Source organism: Vibrio rotiferianus CAIM 577 = LMG 21460 (assembly GCF_002741985.1).
Classification (GTDB): Bacteria; Pseudomonadota; Gammaproteobacteria; order Enterobacterales; family Vibrionaceae; genus Vibrio; species Vibrio rotiferianus.
In genome coordinates this window covers 116,929-136,880 of the sequence record NZ_APHW01000022.1, presented here as the reverse complement: position 1 = coordinate 136,880, position 19,952 = coordinate 116,929, and the positions used below count along the sequence as shown (strand labels likewise).

Below are 19,952 nucleotides of genomic sequence, written 5' to 3'. Positions count from 1 at the left end.
ATCCTTTATTATCCCTTTGTTGCTTGCTGCAGTTTTACCAATGCAGTCGCTAGCTCTTCTGATGGGCTAGAGTGCAGCAGAGGCAAAAGAACCAACCTTAGTTCTGGTAGCATCACTAGGTCAGCAAACAATTGATTAAATAGAGCCTGGTTCCCAGTTTGTGCAAGTCGCAGCAAAAATTGCTTAGCGATGCCAGCGTCACCGAGTAAGTGCCACGTGCGGCCAGCGATACCGATCAACACTTCTTGGTGACTCAATCGTGGGCTTTGCAAAATCGCTTTTAAGATTGGCTGTGACACCTCGATTGGTGCGCCAGCTAGGGCACGAATCAAAGCGGAAAGTAAGAATAAGTCTGGCTCGTTACTTTCGATTTCTTGTAGCGCTTTCTCAGCAATGCGTTCTGCTAAACGCTCTTGCAGGTCAACATGTTCTAATGCGCCAAGTAGAGCGTAAAGCGGTTCATTAGGTAAATGATTTAGGGCTTTACGTAAGGTGACGGCATTTTGCTCTTTGCCTAGGCGTGCAGCCATATCGGTGATGCCTTGCAGACCAACCGTTTGCCAGTTTTCCCACCCTAAACCACCGCTAAAGTAGTGCTGGGTGTGCTCGTAATACTGGCTGGTGGGTAAGTCCAAGTTAGCGCGAACTTGGCTGTGGAAGACGGCCATCTTTTCTTCCGCAGGTTTGAAAGTGTATGGGTTGTTAGAAAGCTTTTGTTGTTGCTCTTCCGACATTTCCTCGCTTAAACGAGTACCCATGGCTTCTACGACGTATTTAATGAAGTTACCAATATCCGCTTGCTTGAGCAGGCCACGTTCATCCAACTCGAACTTCAAGAACCAAATCCAAGGCTGCTTTTGCTCATTCCAGTAGGCAATAGCCAAATGCGCTTTGCGTTGCATTGGGAATGGGTAAGGGCATTGACCTTTTTCCACATCCGCAAAGACTTGTGGCTCGATGGTCTTGATACGACGACCAAGGTCGAAGACTTGATACTCACACTGACTGTTGTTTAACAGCTGAGTGAGGGTTTGAATGTTTTCCATTAAATACGACATCCTAATGTTCTTTTCACAAGAAATGGTATCATTCTCGGCTAATTCAAGGTTCGAGATGGAATTAATGGCAACAAACATCCAATTGGTCGACTTACTTCAACAACTTGAAGCGCAATTGCAGCACCATGAGCTGTGGCAACAAACCATGCCCTCGGCAGAAGCGCTTCAGAGCACGGAACCTTTCGCGATTGATACGCTGCATCCTCATGAGTGGTTACAGTGGATTTTTATTGCACGTATGCGTGCGTTAGTGGAAAGTAACCAACCTTTGCCACGTGGCTTTTCTATTGAGCCGTATTTCGCAGAAGCGTGGAAGCAAAAGCTGCATTATGGCGAATTGCTTGAGACTATCCGAACCATCGACGAACTATGTAAGTAACCTCAATGTCAGAACAAGAAACATCACTATCTGTTGAACCCGTTGTATTAGAGATCGTTTATCAGGACGAGTACTTTGTTGCGGTGAACAAACCTGCAGGTATGTTAGTCCATCGCAGTTGGTTGGATAAGCATGAGACTCAATTTGTGATGCAAACGCTACGCGATCAAATTGGTCAGCATGTTTTCCCATTGCACCGTTTAGATCGCCCTACTTCTGGTGTGCTTGTGTTTGCTCTGTCCAGTGAAGTGGCATCGCAAGTCATGCCAATGTTTGCAGAGCATAAGATGGAGAAGACCTATCACGCGATCGTTCGTGGCTGGATCGAAGAAGAGGGTGTGCTAGATTACGCTCTGAAAGTTGAACTCGATAAGATTGCTGATAAGTTTGCTTCGCAAGAGAAAGAAGCACAAGAAGCAGTAACGGCATACAAACCGCTAGCAAAAGTGGAAGTACCTTATTCAACAGGTAAGTTCCCAACCACGCGCTACTGTTTGATGGAAATGAAGCCGAAGACAGGACGTAAGCACCAGCTGCGTCGTCACATGGCTCACCTGCGTCATCCTATTGTTGGTGATACAACACATGGTGATGGTAAGCACAACAAGTTGTACCGTACCGAATTCGACTCTCACCGACTGTTGTTGCATGCATCAGAGTTGCGTTTTGTGCATCCATTTACCGATGAAGAAATCGTGATGAAAGCCAATATCGATGAGACTTGGCAGCAGTTGTTCACTCGATTTGAGTGGGATGAATCGTTGGTTAAATAATGCGCTTAGATTGAGCTGTGCCGGCGAAAGATAAGACGAGAAAGGGGTTGGTATGTATACCAACCTCTTTTTTAATTATTTAGGAATAAAGCGGACTATTTTAGTTTTTCCAGATCCGCCTCGATCTCTGCGATCTTGCTAGAAACGACTTTTTCCAGATGGCGAAGATCAGAGAGAATTTTCTCTTTCACATCCACTTCAGTCGTTTTCGCTGGCTTGGTGATCTTATTCAGTTCATCGATAACCAGAGTGAGGTTGCGGTTGATCTCGGTGACTTCTTTGTATTTGTGACTGCCGCTGTCTACCAGCACGCTTTTGACTTGGCGAGGGTATTTGAACTTCACACTCTTAGCGAAAAATTCGCCTTTCTGCTTGTGGAAGTAGATCTTTAGGACGTCTTTATGTGCTTCTTGGCGTAGGGAATAACGTTCAATCTGTTTTGGATCGTGGATGCCCAAACCAGTGAGGTGGGGATACATAGGCTACCTCTGTGTATTGAATTGGAGTCAATACAACTGTAGCAGCCCATTTATGAGCTAGATAGCTGATATTTCATCAAATTGCTCAACTTGTGGGCAAGATCGCTATCACTCTTGCCCACCTTAGTTGTTGATGAAACTTATGTTTTTACTTAGGCCGAAACTGAGTCAGACAATTTCTCTATCAGCTTCTCACGCAGTTCTGTTTGCTGCTCTTCACTTAGCCTGCCGCCTGCTTCACTGGTTAGGATAAACAAGTCTTCTGCACGCTCACCGATGGTGGTGATTTTTGCTGCATGGAGGTTAATGCCCAAGTCTGCGAAGGTACGTCCAACTTTTGCCAACAGTCCCGGCGTATCGAGAGCGACAAACTCCATCAAAGTACGCTTTTTGCTCTTAGTAGGTAGGAAGTCAACTTTGGTTTTTACATTAAAGTGCTGGAGCTTATTTGGTGTACGACGCGTTTTAATTTTTGTCGGACGACCGTCTTCCAATACGTGGGTAATGTGCTTAGTCACGGCACTATGGCGGCCTTCTTCAATCGCTTTACCGTGTTGATCCAGTACCATAAAAGTATCGAGCACATAGCCATCTTTGCTTGTCATGATCTGCGCGTCATGTACGTTGAAGTTGCGGCGGTCAAGCTCAGCTACGACGGTAGCAAACAATGCGGGTTGGTCTGGGCTATAGACGAACACTTCAGTACCACCACGCGTGGCTTTTTTGCTGATAAGCACCAGAGGTTTGCTCGTGTCTTCCATGCGTAGTAGGTTCTCGCAGTGCCAAGCGATTTGCTTATGGGTGTGACGCAAAAAGTAATCGGCTTTAAAGCGCTGCCACAGAACTTCAATTTCGCGCGCAGAGAAGCCCTCTTTGCGCAGCTGGGCAGAGGCCATTTGTTGGTTGTGGCGGATACGCTCGCGTACATCCACTGGGTTCTCTAAGCCACGACGAAGCGCACGTTGGGTTGAATAGAATAATTCGGCGAGCAGGGTGCGTTTCCAGCTATTCCAAAGTTCTGGGTTGGTCGCGCAGATATCTGCAACGGTCAGACACACAAGGTACTCAAGGTATTCTTCATCACGAACTTGCTTGGCGAACTCGGTAATCACGTCTGGATCGTAAATATCACGACGTTGTGCCGTCACAGACATCAACAGATGATGCCTTACCAGCCAGCTAACCAGTTTCGCTTCTGGCTTAGACAAGCCGTGTTCGATACAAAAGTCATACGCTTCGCCTTCGCCAATCACCGAGTGGTCACCGCCGCGGCCTTTACCGATGTCGTGGAAAATCGCCGCCAGAATCAGTAGTTCTTTTTTCTGGATTCGAGGGTAAACTTCGCAGCAAATTGGATGTTTGCTGTGGTTCTCTGCGTAGCTAAAGGTATTGATGTGCTTGAGCAGGCGAATACTGTGCTCATCTACTGTGTAGACATGGAAGAGGTCAAACTGCATCTGTCCTACAATTTGGCTCCACTGCGGTAGATACGCTGCGAGTACACCAAGTTTGTGCATTAGACTGAACGCTTTATGCAGCGCATTTGGATGACGACACAGCGCCATAAACTTTTCACGTGCTTCTGGAATGGTGTGCAAGAACTTGTTCAAACGACGACGTGCGGTACGTAACTGACGCAAAGTCGGTGGGCTGACGCCTTCAATGCTTGAATCGTTGGCGATATGCAGGAACATATCTAAAATCGTTTCTGGGCGTGCTTGGAATAGTGCTGGTTTGCGTGCTTCGATCAGTGCGCCACGACGTTGGAAATCTTCATCGATGATTTCTGCGTCTTCGGAAGCGCCACCATTGATGATCGCTTGATCGAACAGCTTGAGTAGCATCTTATTCAACTCTGCCACACGACGAAGGGTACGGTAGAACTCCTTCATCATCATCTCGACGCCTCGGTTACCTTCTCCAACGTAGCCAAGGTGCTCCGCGACTTGTGCCTGATGAGCAAAAGTTAATCGGTTGTCGTAACGACGCAGCTCAATATGCAGGGCAAAACGTACACGCCATAGGAAATCCTGACATTCAACCAACTCTCGGTATTCCGCATCGGTTAAGAATCCGTAGCGGCTCATCTCCAACAATGAGGTCGCACCGAAGTGACGGCGTGCCACCCAGCTTAAAGTGTGAATATCACGTAAGCCACCCGGCGTGGATTTGATGTCAGGTTCAAGATTGTAGGTGGTGTCATGATATCGAGCATGGCGTTCACGCTGCTCTTGAATCTTAGCGCGGTAGAAGGTTTCGCTCGGCCAAAAAGAGTCGGATAGCACCACTTTCTTCAACGCTTGGAAAGTATCTTCACTGCCACACAACAAACGCGCTTCTTGTAGGTTTGTTGCAACGGTTAAATCTGCTCGGCCTATTTCTGCACATTCATCCACAGTACGCACAGCGTGGCCCACCTCGAGGCGTAAATCCCACAACAGGGTAATGAACTCACTGATTTTGGCTTCTAGCGCGTTTGGCAGTTTGTTATTGGACAGAATCAAAATGTCGATATCAGACAGAGGGTGTAACTCACCACGCCCGTAACCACCTACGGCAACTAATGAAATATTATGGATGTCTTTAAAGCCGAAGTGTTGCCATAAACGATTGAGGAGTAAATCCATGTACTCAGCACGTGACAAAACGAGGTTCGTCACTGGGTGATGTTGAAGGAATTCTTCTTTTTGGTATGAACTGAATTTTTCGAGTTCTTGCTTAAGTTCGCCGATGTTGATCTGTTCATCGGTAAACGTAAGAGGAGACTGAAGGGTCATATTTGCTATCCGTGCAAGCTAAAACTATTAGCAATCTAACAAATTTGCTGCAGATAAAAAATATCCCCGCATGGGCGGGGATATGGAAAGTGATGGGCGATTAAACGTTTTTCATCATTCGTGGAATGGTATCGTCGCTACGAAGTGTTAGTACTTCACAACCCTCTTTGGTTACCACGATAGTGTGTTCCCACTGTGCAGAGTTTTTACCGTCGCCAGTGTAAACCGTCCAATCGTCTTGAGCGTCAACAGTACAACCAAACTTACCTGCGTTGATCATTGGCTCAATAGTAAAGCACATACCTTCTTTTAGTACACGACGGTCTTTGTTCTTGTAGTGAACCACTTGTGGCTCTTCGTGGAACTCATCACCGATACCGTGACCACAGAAGTCTTTAACAATAGAGAACTTGTTACGTGGGTTGTTCTTATTGTTTTCTTTGATGTACTTCTCGATAGCGGTACCGATGTCACCTACTGTTGCCCCTGGTTTTACTTGACGCATGCCGATGTACAGTGACTCTTGAGCCACCATACACAGACGTTTATTTGCAGGTGAAACATCACCCACTAAGAACATCTTAGACGTATCACCGTGGTAGCCTTGTGGACGAACACTTAGATCCGCGTTTTCATCGTTAGGAACGATAACCGTAATATCAACGTTGATGATGTCGCCATCTTTAAGTACAGCTGGCTTCATTTGGCCGTTTGCACCTTTCTCGTCTTCAGTTGCTGGGATACCGTGACAAACGATGTGGTTGATTGACGTACAGATCGATTTAGGGAATCCATGGTAATCAAGCGGTGCAGAGTAAGCGCCTCTTTCTAGAGCGTAATCGTGACAGATTTTGTTTAACTCTTCTGTCGTCACACCGGCTTTGATGTGCGGTTCGATCATTTCTAGAGTGTCTGCGGCTAGCTTGCCCGCAATACGCATGCGTTCGATTTCTTCAGCAGTTTTAATCTTGATTGACATTGGCTTTCTCTACTTATTCGTAAGCACGCTAACGTGCGAATGCGCGCATTCTATCAGACATCTTGCGGTTAACCCAAGCCAGTTAAGAATATGAGTCATTCTTACTTGTAGTCTAGTCATGGAATTTAAGAGGGAGTAGGGGTAGGTGTGATAGGTAAATTAGAATTGTAAGAAACAATTTTTACTAGCCATCTTAGGCTAAAATATGGTATAAAGCGCGCCGGAATCGAGGACTGTTCTCTTTGCTTTTCTTTAGAATAGCAGCGAAGCAGGCTTCTTCCGATTAAACTTTTATCTTTAAATCACACACATTCCGTCACATGTTCCGGGGTGCTGAGCAGAAGCTTGGTCGGAATTATGGGGGATGTGGAGGCCTAACCCCATAGAGGATTTTAAAATGGCAACTGTATCAATGCGCGATATGCTGAAAGCTGGTGTTCACTTCGGTCACCAAACTCGTTACTGGAACCCAAAAATGAAGCCATTCATCTTTGGTGCTCGTAACCGCGTTCACATCATCAACCTAGAAAAAACTGTACCAATGTTCAACGAAGCTCTAGCTGAACTAGCTAAAGTTGGCGAGAAGAAAGGTAAAGTTCTATTCGTAGGTACTAAGCGCGCTGCATCTGAAGCTGTTAAAGAAGCTGCAATCGCAAGCAACCAATACTACGTTAACAACCGTTGGTTGGGCGGCATGCTAACGAACTACAAAACAGTTCGTCAATCAATCAAGCGTCTAAAAGATTTCGAAGCACAAGCACAAGACGGTACTTTCGAAAAACTAACTAAGAAAGAAGCTCTAATGCGTACTCGTGAAATGGAGAAGCTAGAGAAATCTCTTGGTGGTATCAAAGATATGGGCGGCCTACCAGACGCTCTATTCGTAATCGACGCTGATCACGAGCACATTGCAATTAAAGAAGCTAACAACCTAGGTATTCCAGTATACGCTGTGGTAGATACTAACTCTAACCCAGACGGCGTTGACTACATCATCCCAGGTAACGACGACGCGATCCGCGCAGTTCAACTATACCTAAACGCTGCAGCATCTGCAGTGTCTGAAGGTCGCAACAAAGACGTTGCAGCAGTTGCTGAAAAAGACGGTTTCGTAGAAGCTGAATAATAACGGCTCTGTGTCACACTTAGTCTATGTGAAACCTTGTTGTAGCATAGACTGAGTTATAGTTAGCAATGGGGGCCGACAATGTAGGCCCCTGTTTTTTACCTTATTTCGAATCAAACGAGGAATAGAGAATGGCAACTGTAACTGCTGCTCTAGTTAAAGAACTTCGCGAGCGCACTGGCGCTGGCATGATGGAATGTAAAAAAGCGCTTGTAGAAGCAAACGCTGACATCGAACTAGCAATTGAAAACATGCGTAAGTCAGGCGCAGCGAAAGCAGCTAAAAAAGCTGGTAACGTTGCTGCTGAAGGCGCAATCATCATCAAAGAAGAAAACGGCGTTGCTGTTCTTCTAGAAGTTAACTGCCAAACTGACTTCGTTGCTAAAGATGGTAACTTCACTGCATTCGCAGAAAAAGTAGCACTTGACGCTCTAGCTTCTAAAGCTTCTGTTGAAGAGCTAGTTGCTAAGTTCGAAGAAGAGCGTGTAGCTCTAGTTGCTAAAATCGGCGAAAACATCAACATCCGTCGCGTTGCTTACGTAGAAGGTACTGCAATCGCTTCTTACCGTCACGGTGAGAAAATCGGTGTTGTTGTTGCTGGTGAAGGCGACGCAGAAACTCTTAAGCACGTTGCAATGCACGTTGCTGCTTCTAAGCCTGAGTTCGTTAACCCAGAAGACGTACCAGCTGACGTAGTTGCTAAAGAGAAAGAAGTTCAAGTTGAAATCGCTATGAACGAAGGCAAGCCACAAGAGATCGCTGAGAAGATGGTTATCGGCCGCATGAAGAAATTCACTGGCGAAATCTCTCTAACTGGTCAAGCTTTCATCATGGAACCTAAGAAATCTGTTGGCGAAATGCTAAAAGAGAAAGGTGCTTCTGTTGCTACATTCGTTCGCCTAGAAGTAGGTGAAGGTATCGAGAAAGCTCAAGAAATGAGCTTCGCTGAAGAAGTAGCTGCTGCTCAAAAAGGTTAATCCTTAGAGATGCGCACAAATTTTAGACCGTGGCCTTGGCTGCGGTCTTTTTATGAAAAGAGCCGCAAAATTTAACCGTGATGAATAGCTATAAGTAATCTTGTGTCTATTCATGACTGTTAATCGACAACTCTCTTTTGGAAGGTAAACTCCATGACTACGAACCCTAAACCAGCGTATCAACGTATTCTATTAAAACTGAGCGGTGAAGCTCTTCAAGGCGAAGAAGGTTTCGGTATTGACCCTGCGGTACTTGACCGTATGGCTCAAGAAGTTAAAGAGCTGGTTGAACTGGGTGTTCAAGTTGGTGTGGTAATCGGCGGCGGTAACCTATTCCGTGGTGCTGGTCTAGCTGAAGCAGGCATGAACCGTGTTGTGGGTGACCACATGGGTATGCTAGCAACAGTAATGAACGGTCTAGCAATGCGTGATGCACTTCATCGCGCATACGTAAACGCTCGTGTAATGTCTGCAATTCCGCTAAAAGGTGTGTGTGACGATTACAATTGGGCAGATGCTATTCGTGAACTTCGTCAAGGCCGTGTAGTGATCTTCTCTGCAGGTACAGGTAACCCATTCTTCACGACGGATTCAGCAGCTTGTCTACGTGGTATCGAAATCGAAGCTGACGTAGTTCTAAAAGCGACAAAAGTTGATGGTGTATTTACTGCTGACCCAGTAGCAAACCCAGACGCAGAGCTGTATGATAAGCTATCTTACGCTGAAATTCTGGATAAAGAATTGAAAGTAATGGACTTGGCTGCGTTCACACTTGCTCGTGACCACAAAATGCCAATCCGCGTATTCAATATGAACAAGCCAGGCGCACTACGTCGCGTGGTTATGGGCGAAGCTGAAGGTACTCTGATCTGCGCTGACGCGTAAATCTCAACACCATCCAACTAGAATATTGGATGGTGTTTCACTTTGCTCAAGCCCTTTAGGCTTTCTTCAGGAAAGATGACATTTTTAAGGTGAAACCGTGATTAACGAAATCAATAAAGACGCGCAAGAGCGCATGGACAAAAGCGTTGAAGCGCTAAAGAACAACCTTTCTAAAGTTCGTACTGGCCGCGCGCACCCAAGCCTACTATCGGGTATTTCTGTAGAATACTACGGTGCTGCTACGCCTCTTAACCAAGTAGCTAACGTTGTTGCTGAAGACGCTCGTACTCTAGCAATCACAGTTTTCGACAAAGAGCTAACTCAGAAAGTTGAAAAAGCGATCATGATGTCTGACCTTGGTCTAAACCCAATGTCTGCTGGTACAATCATTCGCGTTCCACTTCCACCGCTAACGGAAGAGCGTCGTAAAGACCTAGTTAAGATCGTTCGTGGTGAAGCAGAAGGCGCACGTGTTGCAGTACGTAACATCCGTCGTGATGCAAACAGCGACCTAAAAGGTCTTCTAAAAGATAAAGAAATCTCTGAAGACGAAGATCGCAAAGCACAAGACGAGATTCAAAAACTGACTGACGTAGCAGTTAAGAAGATCGATGATGTTCTTGCCGCGAAAGAAAAAGAGTTGATGGAAGTTTAATACTCCCAACTACATCACTGTTGGAAAACGCTGTGCTCACAGTGCAGCGTTTTTTTGTGTTAGTCTGTCCAACTGATGGAACTCAATTAACTCCCTATGCAAAATTCCCAAGCCTTCTCTGATTCCCTTCCAAAGCATATTGCCATCATTATGGACGGTAATGGCCGTTGGGCTAAGTCCCAAGGAAAACCTCGCGTATTTGGTCATAAAAAAGGCGTTAGTGCCGTTCGAAAAACTATAGCAGCAGCTTTAAAGCTTGGCATTCAAGCCGTTACTTTGTTTGCTTTTAGCAGTGAAAACTGGCGACGACCAGAAGAAGAGGTTGGCCTTTTGATGGAGTTGTTCATTTCGGTACTATCAAGCGAAGTGAAAAAACTGCATAAAAACAACTTACGTTTGCGTGTTATTGGTGATACCAGCCGTTTTAGTGAGCGCCTGCAAAGTAAAATTATTGAGGCTGAAGCTTTGACAGCTAACAACACTGGCATGGTAATTAACATTGCGGCTAATTATGGCGGTAAGTGGGATATTACCGAGGCGGCGAGAGTACTGGCTTCGAAAGTTCTCAATGGGGAAATTAGTGTAGATGCGATAACCGAGCAAATGTTTACTCAACACTTGACGATGGCAGACCTACCAGAAGTTGACTTGCTTATTCGCACTAGTGGAGAGTGTCGTATCAGCAACTTCATGTTGTGGCAACTAGCATACGCGGAAATGTATTTCACGCAAGAGTATTGGCCAGAGTTTGACGAAGACAGTTTGGTTGAGGCGGTAACTTGGTTTATTAACCGTGAACGTCGATTTGGCTGTACTGGCGAGCAAATAAAGGCATTAATGGCTGCTCAATAAGGACTAGTTAGTTTGAAACAGAGAATAATAACAGCACTAATTTTAGCTCCCCTAGTTATTTTAGGTATTTTTAAATTACCCCTAATTGGCTTCATTATCGCTTTGACTGCGGTAACGCTGTTAGGCTTTTGGGAGTGGACACAGTTTACAGAAAGCAATTCACGTATTGCTGCGCTTGTTCCGGCAGCCGTTGTAACCGGACTAAGTTTTCTATTCATTTCGCCAGATGTAACAAGCTTAAATCAACTTGCAGCACCACACTACGCCTTATTAGCGCTTGGTTTTGCATGGTGGATTATCGCAAGTGGCATGGCAATCACTTATCCTAAAACCACCAACTTATGGCAAGGCAGTAAAGCCCTTCGTCATGTGTTTGGTTTTCTAACTCTGATCCCTTTTCTTTGGAGTGTGATCATTCTTAGGGCTTCTGATATTTCAGTAGATCCATACCACGGCGCAAAACTTGTGCTGTACGTTTGCTTCTTGGTATGGGCTGCAGACAGCGGCGCTTACTTCGCTGGTAAAAGCATGGGTAAACGCAAAATGGCACCTCATGTGAGCCCAAACAAAACAATCGAAGGTTTGATTGGCGGTATCATCGCAGCATTGATTGTTGGATGGTTATTTGCAGGTTGGTTTGATATCCAATTTACTAGCCCACTTCATATGGTGATCATTACGCTGATTACGGTTGTGATCTCTGTGCTTGGTGACCTAGTCGAAAGTATGTTCAAACGTGTTTCAGGTATCAAAGACAGCAGTAATATCATTCCAGGGCACGGCGGCATTCTTGACCGTATCGACAGCCTAACTGCTGCCTTCCCAGTATTTGCTCTTCTTTACTACGTATTCTAATTTATCGGGAGCGGCTTCGTCGCTCCTGAGTTTTTCTAACGGTCTTACATCATGCAAAAGTTAACGATTCTTGGTGCAACAGGCTCAATCGGTGCAAGCACACTTAAAGTGGTTGAACAGAACCCTGAGCTGTTTTCTATCGTCGCATTAGCGGCAAGCACTAACGTTGAAAAGATGGTCGTGCTTTGCCGTAAATGGCAACCAAAATACGCTGTGATGGCGGATAAAGCGGCGGCATTGGCTCTGCAATCAGAGCTGGCTTCTATCTCACCAAATACTGAGGTGTTAGGTGGTGTCGATGCGCTTTGTCATGTGTCTGCCTTAGAAGAAGTCGACAGCGTAATGGCAGCTATCGTTGGTGCGGCAGGTCTGTTACCAACCATGGCAGCGGTAAAATCGGGTAAACGTGTACTGCTAGCCAATAAAGAAGCGCTAGTAATGTCTGGTCAGCTGTTTATCGATGCGGTTGCCGAGCATGGTGCTCAGCTTCTCCCTGTTGATAGTGAACACAACGCGATCTTCCAGTGCCTCCCACAACAAGTTCAAACTAACCTAGGTCGTTGTAACTTAGAAGAGCATGGTATTTCTTCTATTCTTCTCACTGGTTCTGGTGGGCCATTTCGTTACACCGATATCGTAGATCTAGAGAAAGTGACTCCAGCGCAAGCCATTGCTCACCCGAACTGGTCAATGGGACCAAAAATCTCGGTTGATTCTGCGACCATGATGAACAAGGGTCTTGAGTACATTGAAGCAAAATGGCTATTCAATGCGGCTCGCGAACAGTTGAAAGTGATCATTCACCCTCAGTCGGTGATTCACTCTATGGTGCAATATCGTGATGGTTCAGTATTGGCGCAGATGGGGGAGCCAGATATGGCAACCCCGATTGCATTGACGATGTCTTACCCATCAAGAGTGGATGCCGGAGTGAAACCGCTCGACTTTACTCAAGTTGGTGAGTTGACATTCCTTCAACCTGACTTTGCTCGCTACCCATGTCTTAAGTTAGCGATTGATGCATGCTATGAAGGTCAGCATGCTACAACAGCATTAAATGCTGCGAATGAAGTTGCTGTGGATGCGTTCTTGAATAATGGCCTTGGTTTTACTGATATCGCTCGCATCAATGAGTCAGTTTTGAACAAAATCACCGCAAGCCATACAACTGAGAATGTGAATAACTTGGAAAGCTTGATAGAGCTAGATAGAATGTCACGAACTATCGCCTTAGAATTTTTACGCGAGCGTAGCTAATGACTGGTATCTTGTGGAATTTGGTTTCTTTTATCGTTGCATTGGGCATCTTGGTTGCCGTGCACGAGTTTGGTCACTTTTGGGTTGCGCGTCGTTGCGGTGTAAAAGTTGAAAAGTTTTCTATCGGTTTTGGTAAGTCTATCTGGAGTAAGGTAGGCAAAGACGGAACAGAGTATAGCATCTCTATGATTCCTCTGGGTGGCTACGTCAAGATGGTGGACAGCCGTATTGATGATATCCCAGAGCATGAAAAACACCTGGCGTTCGATCAAAAGCCTTTGTGGAAACGCACATCTATCGTTGCCGCCGGCCCTATCTTTAACTTTCTATTTGCTATTGTAGCCTATTGGTTAGTTTTCCTTATTGGTGTACCAGCAGTAAAGCCAGTAATCGGTGAAGTAACACCCAATTCAATCGTTGCTCAAGCAGGAATTGAATCTGGAATGGAACTAAAATCCATCTCAGGTATCAAAACTCCGGACTGGGAATCAGTCAACATGGGGTTAATTTCCCATATTGGTGATGATTCTGTGACGATGACGTTGTCTTCAGCAAACGAAGTTGGTTCAGAGGTCACGAGAACACTTGATATTCGTGATTGGAACTTTGACCCAGAAACGCAATCTACGATGCAATCACTTGGCTTTAAACCATATACGCCAGAGATTTTCACGGAGTTAGCGCAAGTAAGCGAAGGTGGGGCTGCTGAAAAAGCAGGTCTGCAAGCCGACGATAAAATCATCGCGATTAATGGTAATAAGATTTCTAAATGGGAAGAAGTGGTCGAAGCCATTCGTTCTCACCCAGAAACATCAATGGAACTGACAGTGTTACGTCAAGGTGAAGAGCAATCATTCACTTTGACTCCGGGTAGTCGTGAGCTAGCTAACAAACAATTAGTTGGCTTTGCGGGTATCGCACCTAAAGTCGCAGAATGGCCAAAAAGTTATCGCTTCGAATTACAGTTTGGTGTATTCGAGTCTATTGGCAAAGCGATTGACAAAACAGGTCAAGTTATTGGACTTACAATCAGTATGCTTAAGAAACTGATTGTAGGTGATGTTGGTTTGAATAATTTAAGTGGACCAATCTCGATAGCCAAAGGGGCAGGGGCGACAGCAGACTACGGTCTGGTTTACTTTTTAGGTTTTCTAGCACTGATCAGTGTTAACCTAGGTATTATTAACCTCGTTCCTTTACCAATGTTGGATGGTGGTCACCTGCTCTTTTTTGCAATTGAAGCAGTCATCCGACGCCCAGTTCCTGAGAAAGTGCAGGAAATGGGATATAAAATTGGTGGTGCGATTATCTTTTCGTTAATGGCACTGGCACTATTTAATGATTTTACTCGTCTGTGATTCTTCAGAGACATCTAGCAGTAGCAAGGAATAATTAGAACAAATATGGCGATTAAGCGAATTCTATTTGCGAGTTTACTGGCAACCAGTGTCTCGGCAAATGGGGCAGAAAACTTTGTAGTTCAAGACATCCAGATTGAAGGATTACAACGTGTGGCACTTGGTGCTGCGTTGTTGAAAATGCCTGTTCGAGTAGGAGACACGGTCGATTCACAAGATGTTGCGGACATCATTCGTGCTCTTTACGCTTCGGGTAACTTTGAGGATGTAAAAGTACTTAAGGATCAAGATGTACTTGTAGTCCAGGTTAAAGAAAGACCGACTATTGCTAGCATTGCGTTTTCTGGTAACAAAGCGATCAAAGATGAGCAGTTACAGGAAAACCTGAATGCATCAGGTATCCGTGAAGGTGAAGCTCTAGACCGAACCACTTTACGTAATATCGAAAAAGGCTTAGAAGATTTTTACTATAGCGTTGGTAAGTACAACGCTACGGTAAAAGCGGTTGTTACTCCATTGCCTCGTAATCGTTCTGATTTGAAATTCGTCTTCACCGAAGGTGTATCGGCGAAGATTCAGCAAATCAACTTTATTGGTAACGAAGTCTTTACTGATGATGAACTCCGCTCTCGTTTTAACTTAAACGTTGATGTGCCGTGGTGGAACTTCCTCGCTGATGAAAAGTATCAAAAGCAAGTGCTTGCTGGTGATATTGAAGCTCTGAAATCCTATTACCTAGACCGTGGTTATTTGAAGTTTGATGTAGACTCGACGCAAGTCGCAATTTCCCCAGATAAGAAGGGGGTGTATATCACTCTTGGCCTAGAGGAAGGAGAGGTTTACACCGTTAAAGATGTAAAATTCCGCGGCGATTTGATTGGTGAAGACGCTCGATTCGAGAAAATGGTGCCGTTCGAAGCCAACGAGACCTACAACGGCTCTAAAGTGACCTCGCTAGAGGAAGGCATCAAACGTGTGCTCGGTGAGTCTGGCTATGCTTATCCGCAGGTAAGTACAATTCCTGAGTTCGACGACGAGAACAAAGAAGTGTCATTGGTTGTAAATGTTGAGCCAGGTAGCCGCATTTACGTTCGTGATATTCGTTTTACGGGCAACAACTCCACTAAGGATGAAGTTTTGCGTCGCGAGATGCGTCAGATGGAAGGCAGCTGGCTAAACTCGAAATCGATTGAAACGGGTAAAACGCGTCTTAACCGTCTTGGTTACTTCGAAAACGTAGAAGTTCAAACGGTACGTGTTCCTGGCAGCGATGACCAAGTAGATCTTGTTTACTCGGTTAAAGAAGCCAACTCTGGTAGCGTGAACTTTGGTGTCGGCTACGGTACAGAATCAGGTGTAAGCTTCCAAGTTGGTCTACAGCAAGATAACTTTATTGGTAGTGGTAACCGCGTTGGTATCAATGCGATGATGAATGACTACCAAAAAAATATCAGCTTAGATTATCGAGACCCTTATTGGAACCTCGATGGTGTGAGTCTTGGCGGTAAAATTTTCTATGATGAGTTTGAAGCATCTGAAGCAGGTATCGTTGACTACACCAATGAAAGTTACGGCGCTAACCTGACTTGGGGTTTCCCATTTGATGAACTAAACCGCTTCGAATTTGGTGTCGGTTACACGCACAACAAGATCGGTAACCTTTCTCCTTACCTACAGGTTGAACAGTTCCTACAAGCTCAATCAGAAAATATTGATGCGAACGGTGCATTGAATACCAATGACTTCGATATCAATATTTCTTGGACACGAAACAATTTGAACCGTGGCTATTTCCCTACAGCGGGTAATCACCAACGTGCATTCTACAAGATGACGGTACCAGGTTCTGATGTTCAGTACTTTAAGATGCAATATGACGTGCGTCAGTATGTACCATTGACTAAAAAACACGAGTTCACGCTCTTGTTCCGCGGTCGTCTAGGTTACGGTAACGGTTATGGTCAGACGAATGGTAACGACAACTTGTTCCCATTCTACGAGAACTATTACGCGGGTGGTTTCACGACTCTACGTGGCTTCGGCTCTAACTCGGTTGGTCCAAAAGCCGTTTACCGTGATTACTCTGGTTCTAACAACGGTGTAGATACCGCGACTGATGACGCAGTAGGTGGTAACGCAGTAGCGTTAGCAAGTTTGGAGCTTATTGTTCCGACCCCATTTGCATCTGATGAAGTTCGTAACCAGATTCGTACCAGTATCTTCTTTGATATGGCGAGTGTTTGGGATACAGAGTTCGATTATCGAGACTCTGGTGCCGAGTTTGGTGACCGTTACTATTACGATTACTCTGATCCTACTAACTACCGTTCATCATATGGTGCGGCGTTACAATGGATGTCTCCAATGGGGCCACTGGTATTTTCACTAGCGAAACCACTTAAAAAATACGATGGCGATGACGAAGAAGTCTTCACATTCACTATCGGCAGAACCTTCTAAATTTGAGGAAAATATTTTGAATAAAATGATCAAAGCGGCTGGTTTAGGCCTTCTTGTACTGAGCTCATCTATGTTTGCAAACGCTGCAGAAGCAGCGCAAAAGATTGCCTACATCAATACAGCACAAGTGTTTCAGGCTCTTCCTCAGCGTGAAGTGGTTCTACAAAAAATGCAGAAAGACTTCAAAAGCAAAGCTGATGAGCTTAAGTCAATCCAAGCGCAAGCTAAGACAAAGATTGAGAAACTGCAGCGTGACGGTGAACTTTTAGGTCAAGAAGAAATTGAGAAGCTACGTATTGATATTGCTAAGCTAGACAGTGAATACAAAGTAAAAGCTCAAGCACTAGAGAAAGCTGGCGCTCGCCGTGAAGCTGAAGAGAAAGCGAAGCTATTCAAATCTATCCAAGATGCAGTAGAAAAAGTTGCTAAGGCGAAAGGTTACGATCTCGTTATTGACACTACTTCACTTCAATACGGTAAGCCAGAATACAACATCTCTGAAGACGTAATTAAAGCTCTAAAATAAGAAGTTATGAAGACATTAACATTAGCCGAGTTGGCGACAATTACCGGGGGTGAGCTATTTGGTGACGAGTCTCTCGTTGTAAACCGTGTAGCTCCCATGGATAAAGCACAAGAAGGTGATGTTACCTTCTTGTCTAACCCTAAATACGCAAAGCACCTCTCTGAGTGTAAAGCGACAGTTGTAATGGTGAAAGCCGATCACAAGGACCAATGTATTGGAAACTCTCTTGTGGTTGCCGATCCTTACATCGCTTTTGCTCGTGTAGTTCAAGCTATGGATACAACGCCAAAGCCAGCTGATGAGATTGCGCCAAGTGCCGTAATCGCAGCAGACGTGAAGATGGGTACTAACGTAACAATCGGTGCAAACGCAGTGATTGAAACGGGTGTAGAGTTAGGCGACAACGTAAGTATTGGCGCAGGTTGCTTTATCGGTAAAAACGCAAAGCTAGGTAACAACACCAAGCTTTGGGCTAATGTTACTATCTATCATGAAGTTTCGCTGGGCGATGACTGCCTAGTGCAATCTGGCACCGTCATCGGCTCAGACGGTTTCGGTTACGCGAATGACAAAGGTGAGTGGATTAAAATTCCTCAACTTGGCTCTGTACGTATCGGCAACCGTGTTGAGATTGGTGCATGTACCACTATCGACCGTGGTGCTCTTGAAGATACGATCATCGAAGACAATGTAATTCTTGATAACCAACTTCAAATCGCTCACAACGTGCAGATCGGATATGGTACGGTGATGCCCGGTGGTACTATTGTGGCAGGCAGTACAAAAATTGGTAAGTACTGCCAAATCGGTGGCGCGTCGGTTATCAATGGCCACATCGAGATCACGGATGGGGTTGCTATTACCGGTATGGGCATGGTTATGCGCAGTATCGAAGAGAAAGGCCTGTACTCGTCAGGCATTCCATTGCAAACCAACCGAGAGTGGCGTAAGACGGCAACTCGAGTTCACCGCATTGATGAGATGAACAAACGATTGAAAGCCGTTGAAAAGCAACTTAAACCGAAAGAAGAATCTTAGTTCCACTTTCTGAACAAAGACTCGCGAAATGCGGGTCTTTTTCTTCTATAATGACGCGCTATAAGTAGATTTATCACCAAGTGGGTTTACCGTCCCCAGAGTAAGGGGGGGGCCATCTTGGTTGTTGAGAATTGATATAGGAAGACGACTTTGACTACTGAAAAGAAAACGATGAACATCTCTGAAATTCAAGAGCTACTACCTCATCGCTACCCATTCTTATTGATCGACCGAGTGATTGACTTCCAAGAAGAGAAGTACCTTCACGCGATTAAAAACGTGTCGGTTAATGAACCTCAGTTTACAGGTCACTTTCCACAGCTGCCAGTATTCCCAGGCGTACTAATCTTAGAGGCAATGGCTCAGGCAACTGGCTTACTTGCGTTTAAATCATTTGGTGCACCAACGGAAAACGAACTGTACTACTTCGCAAGTGTTGACGGCGCTAAGTTCCGTAAACCTGTAGTGCCAGGCGACCAAATGATTATTGAAGTAGAATTTCTAAAAGAGCGTCGTGGTATTGCTGCATTTAGTGGTGTAGCAAAAGTTGACGGCGAAGTGGTATGTTCAGCAGAGCTGAAGTGTGCTCGTCGAGAGTTTTAATATGATTCATGAAACCGCTAAAATCCACCCAGCTGCGGTGGTAGAAGAAGGCGCGAAAATCGGCGCTAACGTGATCGTTGGTCCTTTCACTTACATCACCTCTACGGTGGAGATTGGTGAAGGCACAGAAGTGATGTCTCACGTAGTGATCAAAGGCCACACCAAAATTGGTAAAGATAACCGCATTTTCCCACATGCTGTGATTGGTGAAGAAAACCAAGACAAGAAGTACGGCGGCGAAGATACAACAGTGGTTATCGGTGACCGTAACGTGATTCGTGAAGCGGTTCAGGTTCACCGTGGTACGGTTCAAGATAAAGCGACGACAGTGATCGGTGACGATAACCTGCTTTGTGTTAACGCGCACATCGCACACGATGTTGTCGTAGGTAACCACACTCACATTGGTAACAATGCGATTCTTGGTGGCCACGTAACCGTAGAAGACCATGCTGGTGTAATGGCGCTTTCTGCTATTCACCCATTCTGTACCGTGGGCGCGTACGCTTACATTGGTGGCTGTTCTGCGGTTGTTCAAGATGTACCAGCTTACGTATTGGCTCAAGGTAACCACGCAACACCATTTGGTTTGAACTTGGTTGGCTTGAAGCGTAACGGTTTCGAAAAACCAGAAATTCGTGCGCTGCAAAAAGCGTACAAAGAAATCTACCGTTCAGGTAAGACTCTGGAAGAAGTGAAACCAATCCTAGCTGAAATGGCACAAGAGTGGCCTGCAGTGCAACGTTTCTCAGATATTTTGGAAACAACGGAACGTGGCATTATTCGTTAAATAACGAATGAGCGGTTAAGTTGAAAAGATCGCGCCCAAATTGGGCTGCGGTCTTTTTGTGTTTTATGGATAACGGTTTGTACGCTGCGGTTTGTAAGGCTACATAGAGTAAATCGCTACCCATA

The 19,952-nt window shown here is 45.2% G+C and carries 19 protein-coding genes; 15 read left to right on the top strand and 4 right to left on the bottom strand.

Features of this window, described 5'->3' with window-relative positions:
- Positions 1 to 8: 8 nt before the first annotated feature.
- On the bottom strand, positions 9 to 1,046 hold the full coding sequence (locus B853_RS11165; RefSeq protein WP_038882866.1) for a DUF3549 family protein: 1,038 nt from the start codon (positions 1,044 to 1,046) through the stop codon (positions 9 to 11).
- 76 nt (positions 1,047 to 1,122) lie between these two features.
- Between B853_RS11165 and B853_RS11160 the strand changes: the two genes are divergently transcribed.
- Positions 1,123 to 1,437: a YqcC family protein gene (locus tag B853_RS11160; protein WP_038882887.1), complete on the top strand. Its 315-nt coding sequence runs from the start codon at positions 1,123 to 1,125 to the stop codon at positions 1,435 to 1,437.
- A gap of 5 nt (positions 1,438 to 1,442) precedes the next feature.
- Positions 1,443 to 2,210, top strand: a complete 768-nt coding sequence (gene truC, locus B853_RS11155; RefSeq protein ID WP_038882867.1) for a tRNA pseudouridine(65) synthase TruC — start codon at positions 1,443 to 1,445, stop codon at positions 2,208 to 2,210.
- 95 nt (positions 2,211 to 2,305) lie between these two features.
- Here truC and B853_RS11150 read toward each other — a convergent pair whose 3' ends face one another.
- The 3 genes from B853_RS11150 to map all read right to left on the bottom strand — a co-directional run bounded on the left by B853_RS11150 (position 2,306) and on the right by map (position 6,445).
- Positions 2,306 to 2,689: a DUF3461 family protein gene (locus B853_RS11150; RefSeq protein WP_005431713.1), complete on the bottom strand. Its 384-nt coding sequence runs from the start codon at positions 2,687 to 2,689 to the stop codon at positions 2,306 to 2,308.
- A gap of 152 nt (positions 2,690 to 2,841) precedes the next feature.
- Positions 2,842 to 5,466, bottom strand: a complete 2,625-nt coding sequence (gene glnD, locus B853_RS11145) for a bifunctional uridylyltransferase/uridylyl-removing protein GlnD (protein ID WP_038882868.1) — start codon at positions 5,464 to 5,466, stop codon at positions 2,842 to 2,844.
- A 100-nt stretch (positions 5,467 to 5,566) separates the two neighbouring features.
- A complete protein-coding gene (map, locus tag B853_RS11140) occupies positions 5,567 to 6,445 on the bottom strand; it encodes a type I methionyl aminopeptidase (RefSeq protein WP_005436764.1) in 879 nt (292 codons plus the stop codon).
- A 397-nt stretch (positions 6,446 to 6,842) separates the two neighbouring features.
- Here map and rpsB point away from each other — a divergent pair, with 397 nt between their 5' ends.
- The 13 genes from rpsB to lpxA all read left to right on the top strand — a co-directional run bounded on the left by rpsB (position 6,843) and on the right by lpxA (position 19,827).
- A complete protein-coding gene (gene rpsB / locus B853_RS11135) occupies positions 6,843 to 7,571 on the top strand; it encodes a 30S ribosomal protein S2 (protein WP_005529366.1) in 729 nt (242 codons plus the stop codon).
- A gap of 131 nt (positions 7,572 to 7,702) precedes the next feature.
- On the top strand, positions 7,703 to 8,548 hold the full coding sequence (gene tsf, locus B853_RS11130; RefSeq protein ID WP_038882869.1) for a translation elongation factor Ts: 846 nt from the start codon (positions 7,703 to 7,705) through the stop codon (positions 8,546 to 8,548).
- Positions 8,549 to 8,701: 153 nt separating this feature from the next.
- Complete coding sequence (gene pyrH, locus B853_RS11125) at positions 8,702 to 9,433, top strand: UMP kinase (RefSeq protein ID WP_010449750.1); 732 nt, start codon at positions 8,702 to 8,704, stop codon at positions 9,431 to 9,433.
- 97 nt (positions 9,434 to 9,530) lie between these two features.
- Entirely contained in the window at positions 9,531 to 10,088 is a 558-nt protein-coding gene (gene frr, locus B853_RS11120; protein WP_010449748.1) for a ribosome recycling factor, read from the top strand.
- Positions 10,089 to 10,184: 96 nt separating this feature from the next.
- Positions 10,185 to 10,940, top strand: a complete 756-nt coding sequence (uppS, locus tag B853_RS11115; protein ID WP_010449746.1) for an undecaprenyl pyrophosphate synthase — start codon at positions 10,185 to 10,187, stop codon at positions 10,938 to 10,940.
- Between the two features lie 12 nt (positions 10,941 to 10,952).
- Positions 10,953 to 11,795 carry a phosphatidate cytidylyltransferase gene (locus tag B853_RS11110; RefSeq protein ID WP_010449744.1) on the top strand — a complete coding sequence of 281 codons (843 nt, stop codon included), beginning with the start codon at positions 10,953 to 10,955 and terminating at the stop codon, positions 11,793 to 11,795.
- A 51-nt stretch (positions 11,796 to 11,846) separates the two neighbouring features.
- Complete coding sequence (ispC, locus tag B853_RS11105; RefSeq protein ID WP_038882870.1) at positions 11,847 to 13,052, top strand: 1-deoxy-D-xylulose-5-phosphate reductoisomerase; 1,206 nt, start codon at positions 11,847 to 11,849, stop codon at positions 13,050 to 13,052.
- Entirely contained in the window at positions 13,052 to 14,410 is a 1,359-nt protein-coding gene (rseP, locus tag B853_RS11100; RefSeq protein WP_038882871.1) for a sigma E protease regulator RseP, read from the top strand. The genes ispC and rseP overlap by 1 nt, the downstream gene beginning before the upstream one ends.
- Positions 14,411 to 14,455: 45 nt before the next feature.
- Positions 14,456 to 16,870: an outer membrane protein assembly factor BamA gene (gene bamA / locus B853_RS11095; RefSeq protein ID WP_038882872.1), complete on the top strand. Its 2,415-nt coding sequence runs from the start codon at positions 14,456 to 14,458 to the stop codon at positions 16,868 to 16,870.
- 16 nt (positions 16,871 to 16,886) lie between these two features.
- Positions 16,887 to 17,396 (top strand): OmpH family outer membrane protein, encoded by a 510-nt coding sequence (locus B853_RS11090; RefSeq protein WP_010449736.1) that lies wholly within the window; start codon positions 16,887 to 16,889, stop codon positions 17,394 to 17,396.
- 6 nt (positions 17,397 to 17,402) lie between these two features.
- The gene (gene lpxD / locus B853_RS11085) at positions 17,403 to 18,434 is read left to right on the top strand and encodes a UDP-3-O-(3-hydroxymyristoyl)glucosamine N-acyltransferase (protein ID WP_010449735.1); all 1,032 of its coding nucleotides are present in this window, start codon (positions 17,403 to 17,405) and stop codon (positions 18,432 to 18,434) included.
- A gap of 150 nt (positions 18,435 to 18,584) precedes the next feature.
- Positions 18,585 to 19,037 carry a 3-hydroxyacyl-ACP dehydratase FabZ gene (gene fabZ, locus B853_RS11080; RefSeq protein WP_005430234.1) on the top strand — a complete coding sequence of 151 codons (453 nt, stop codon included), beginning with the start codon at positions 18,585 to 18,587 and terminating at the stop codon, positions 19,035 to 19,037.
- 1 nt (position 19,038) lies between these two features.
- Complete coding sequence (gene lpxA, locus B853_RS11075; protein WP_038882873.1) at positions 19,039 to 19,827, top strand: acyl-ACP--UDP-N-acetylglucosamine O-acyltransferase; 789 nt, start codon at positions 19,039 to 19,041, stop codon at positions 19,825 to 19,827.
- The last annotated feature ends 125 nt before the right edge of the window (positions 19,828 to 19,952 follow it).

Coding starts and splice junctions, on each gene's coding strand:
- B853_RS11165 (WP_038882866.1), bottom strand. CDS start 1,046: ATGGAAAACATTCAAACCCTCACTCAGCTGTTAAACAACAGTCAGTGT.
- B853_RS11160 (WP_038882887.1), top strand. CDS start 1,123: ATGGCAACAAACATCCAATTGGTCGACTTACTTCAACAACTTGAAGCG.
- truC (WP_038882867.1), top strand. CDS start 1,443: ATGTCAGAACAAGAAACATCACTATCTGTTGAACCCGTTGTATTAGAG.
- B853_RS11150 (WP_005431713.1), bottom strand. CDS start 2,689: ATGTATCCCCACCTCACTGGTTTGGGCATCCACGATCCAAAACAGATT.
- glnD (WP_038882868.1), bottom strand. CDS start 5,466: ATGACCCTTCAGTCTCCTCTTACGTTTACCGATGAACAGATCAACATC.
- map (WP_005436764.1), bottom strand. CDS start 6,445: ATGTCAATCAAGATTAAAACTGCTGAAGAAATCGAACGCATGCGTATT.
- rpsB (WP_005529366.1), top strand. CDS start 6,843: ATGGCAACTGTATCAATGCGCGATATGCTGAAAGCTGGTGTTCACTTC.
- tsf (WP_038882869.1), top strand. CDS start 7,703: ATGGCAACTGTAACTGCTGCTCTAGTTAAAGAACTTCGCGAGCGCACT.
- pyrH (WP_010449750.1), top strand. CDS start 8,702: ATGACTACGAACCCTAAACCAGCGTATCAACGTATTCTATTAAAACTG.
- uppS (WP_010449746.1), top strand. CDS start 10,185: ATGCAAAATTCCCAAGCCTTCTCTGATTCCCTTCCAAAGCATATTGCC.
- ispC (WP_038882870.1), top strand. CDS start 11,847: ATGCAAAAGTTAACGATTCTTGGTGCAACAGGCTCAATCGGTGCAAGC.
- rseP (WP_038882871.1), top strand. CDS start 13,052: ATGACTGGTATCTTGTGGAATTTGGTTTCTTTTATCGTTGCATTGGGC.
- bamA (WP_038882872.1), top strand. CDS start 14,456: ATGGCGATTAAGCGAATTCTATTTGCGAGTTTACTGGCAACCAGTGTC.
- lpxD (WP_010449735.1), top strand. CDS start 17,403: ATGAAGACATTAACATTAGCCGAGTTGGCGACAATTACCGGGGGTGAG.
- lpxA (WP_038882873.1), top strand. CDS start 19,039: ATGATTCATGAAACCGCTAAAATCCACCCAGCTGCGGTGGTAGAAGAA.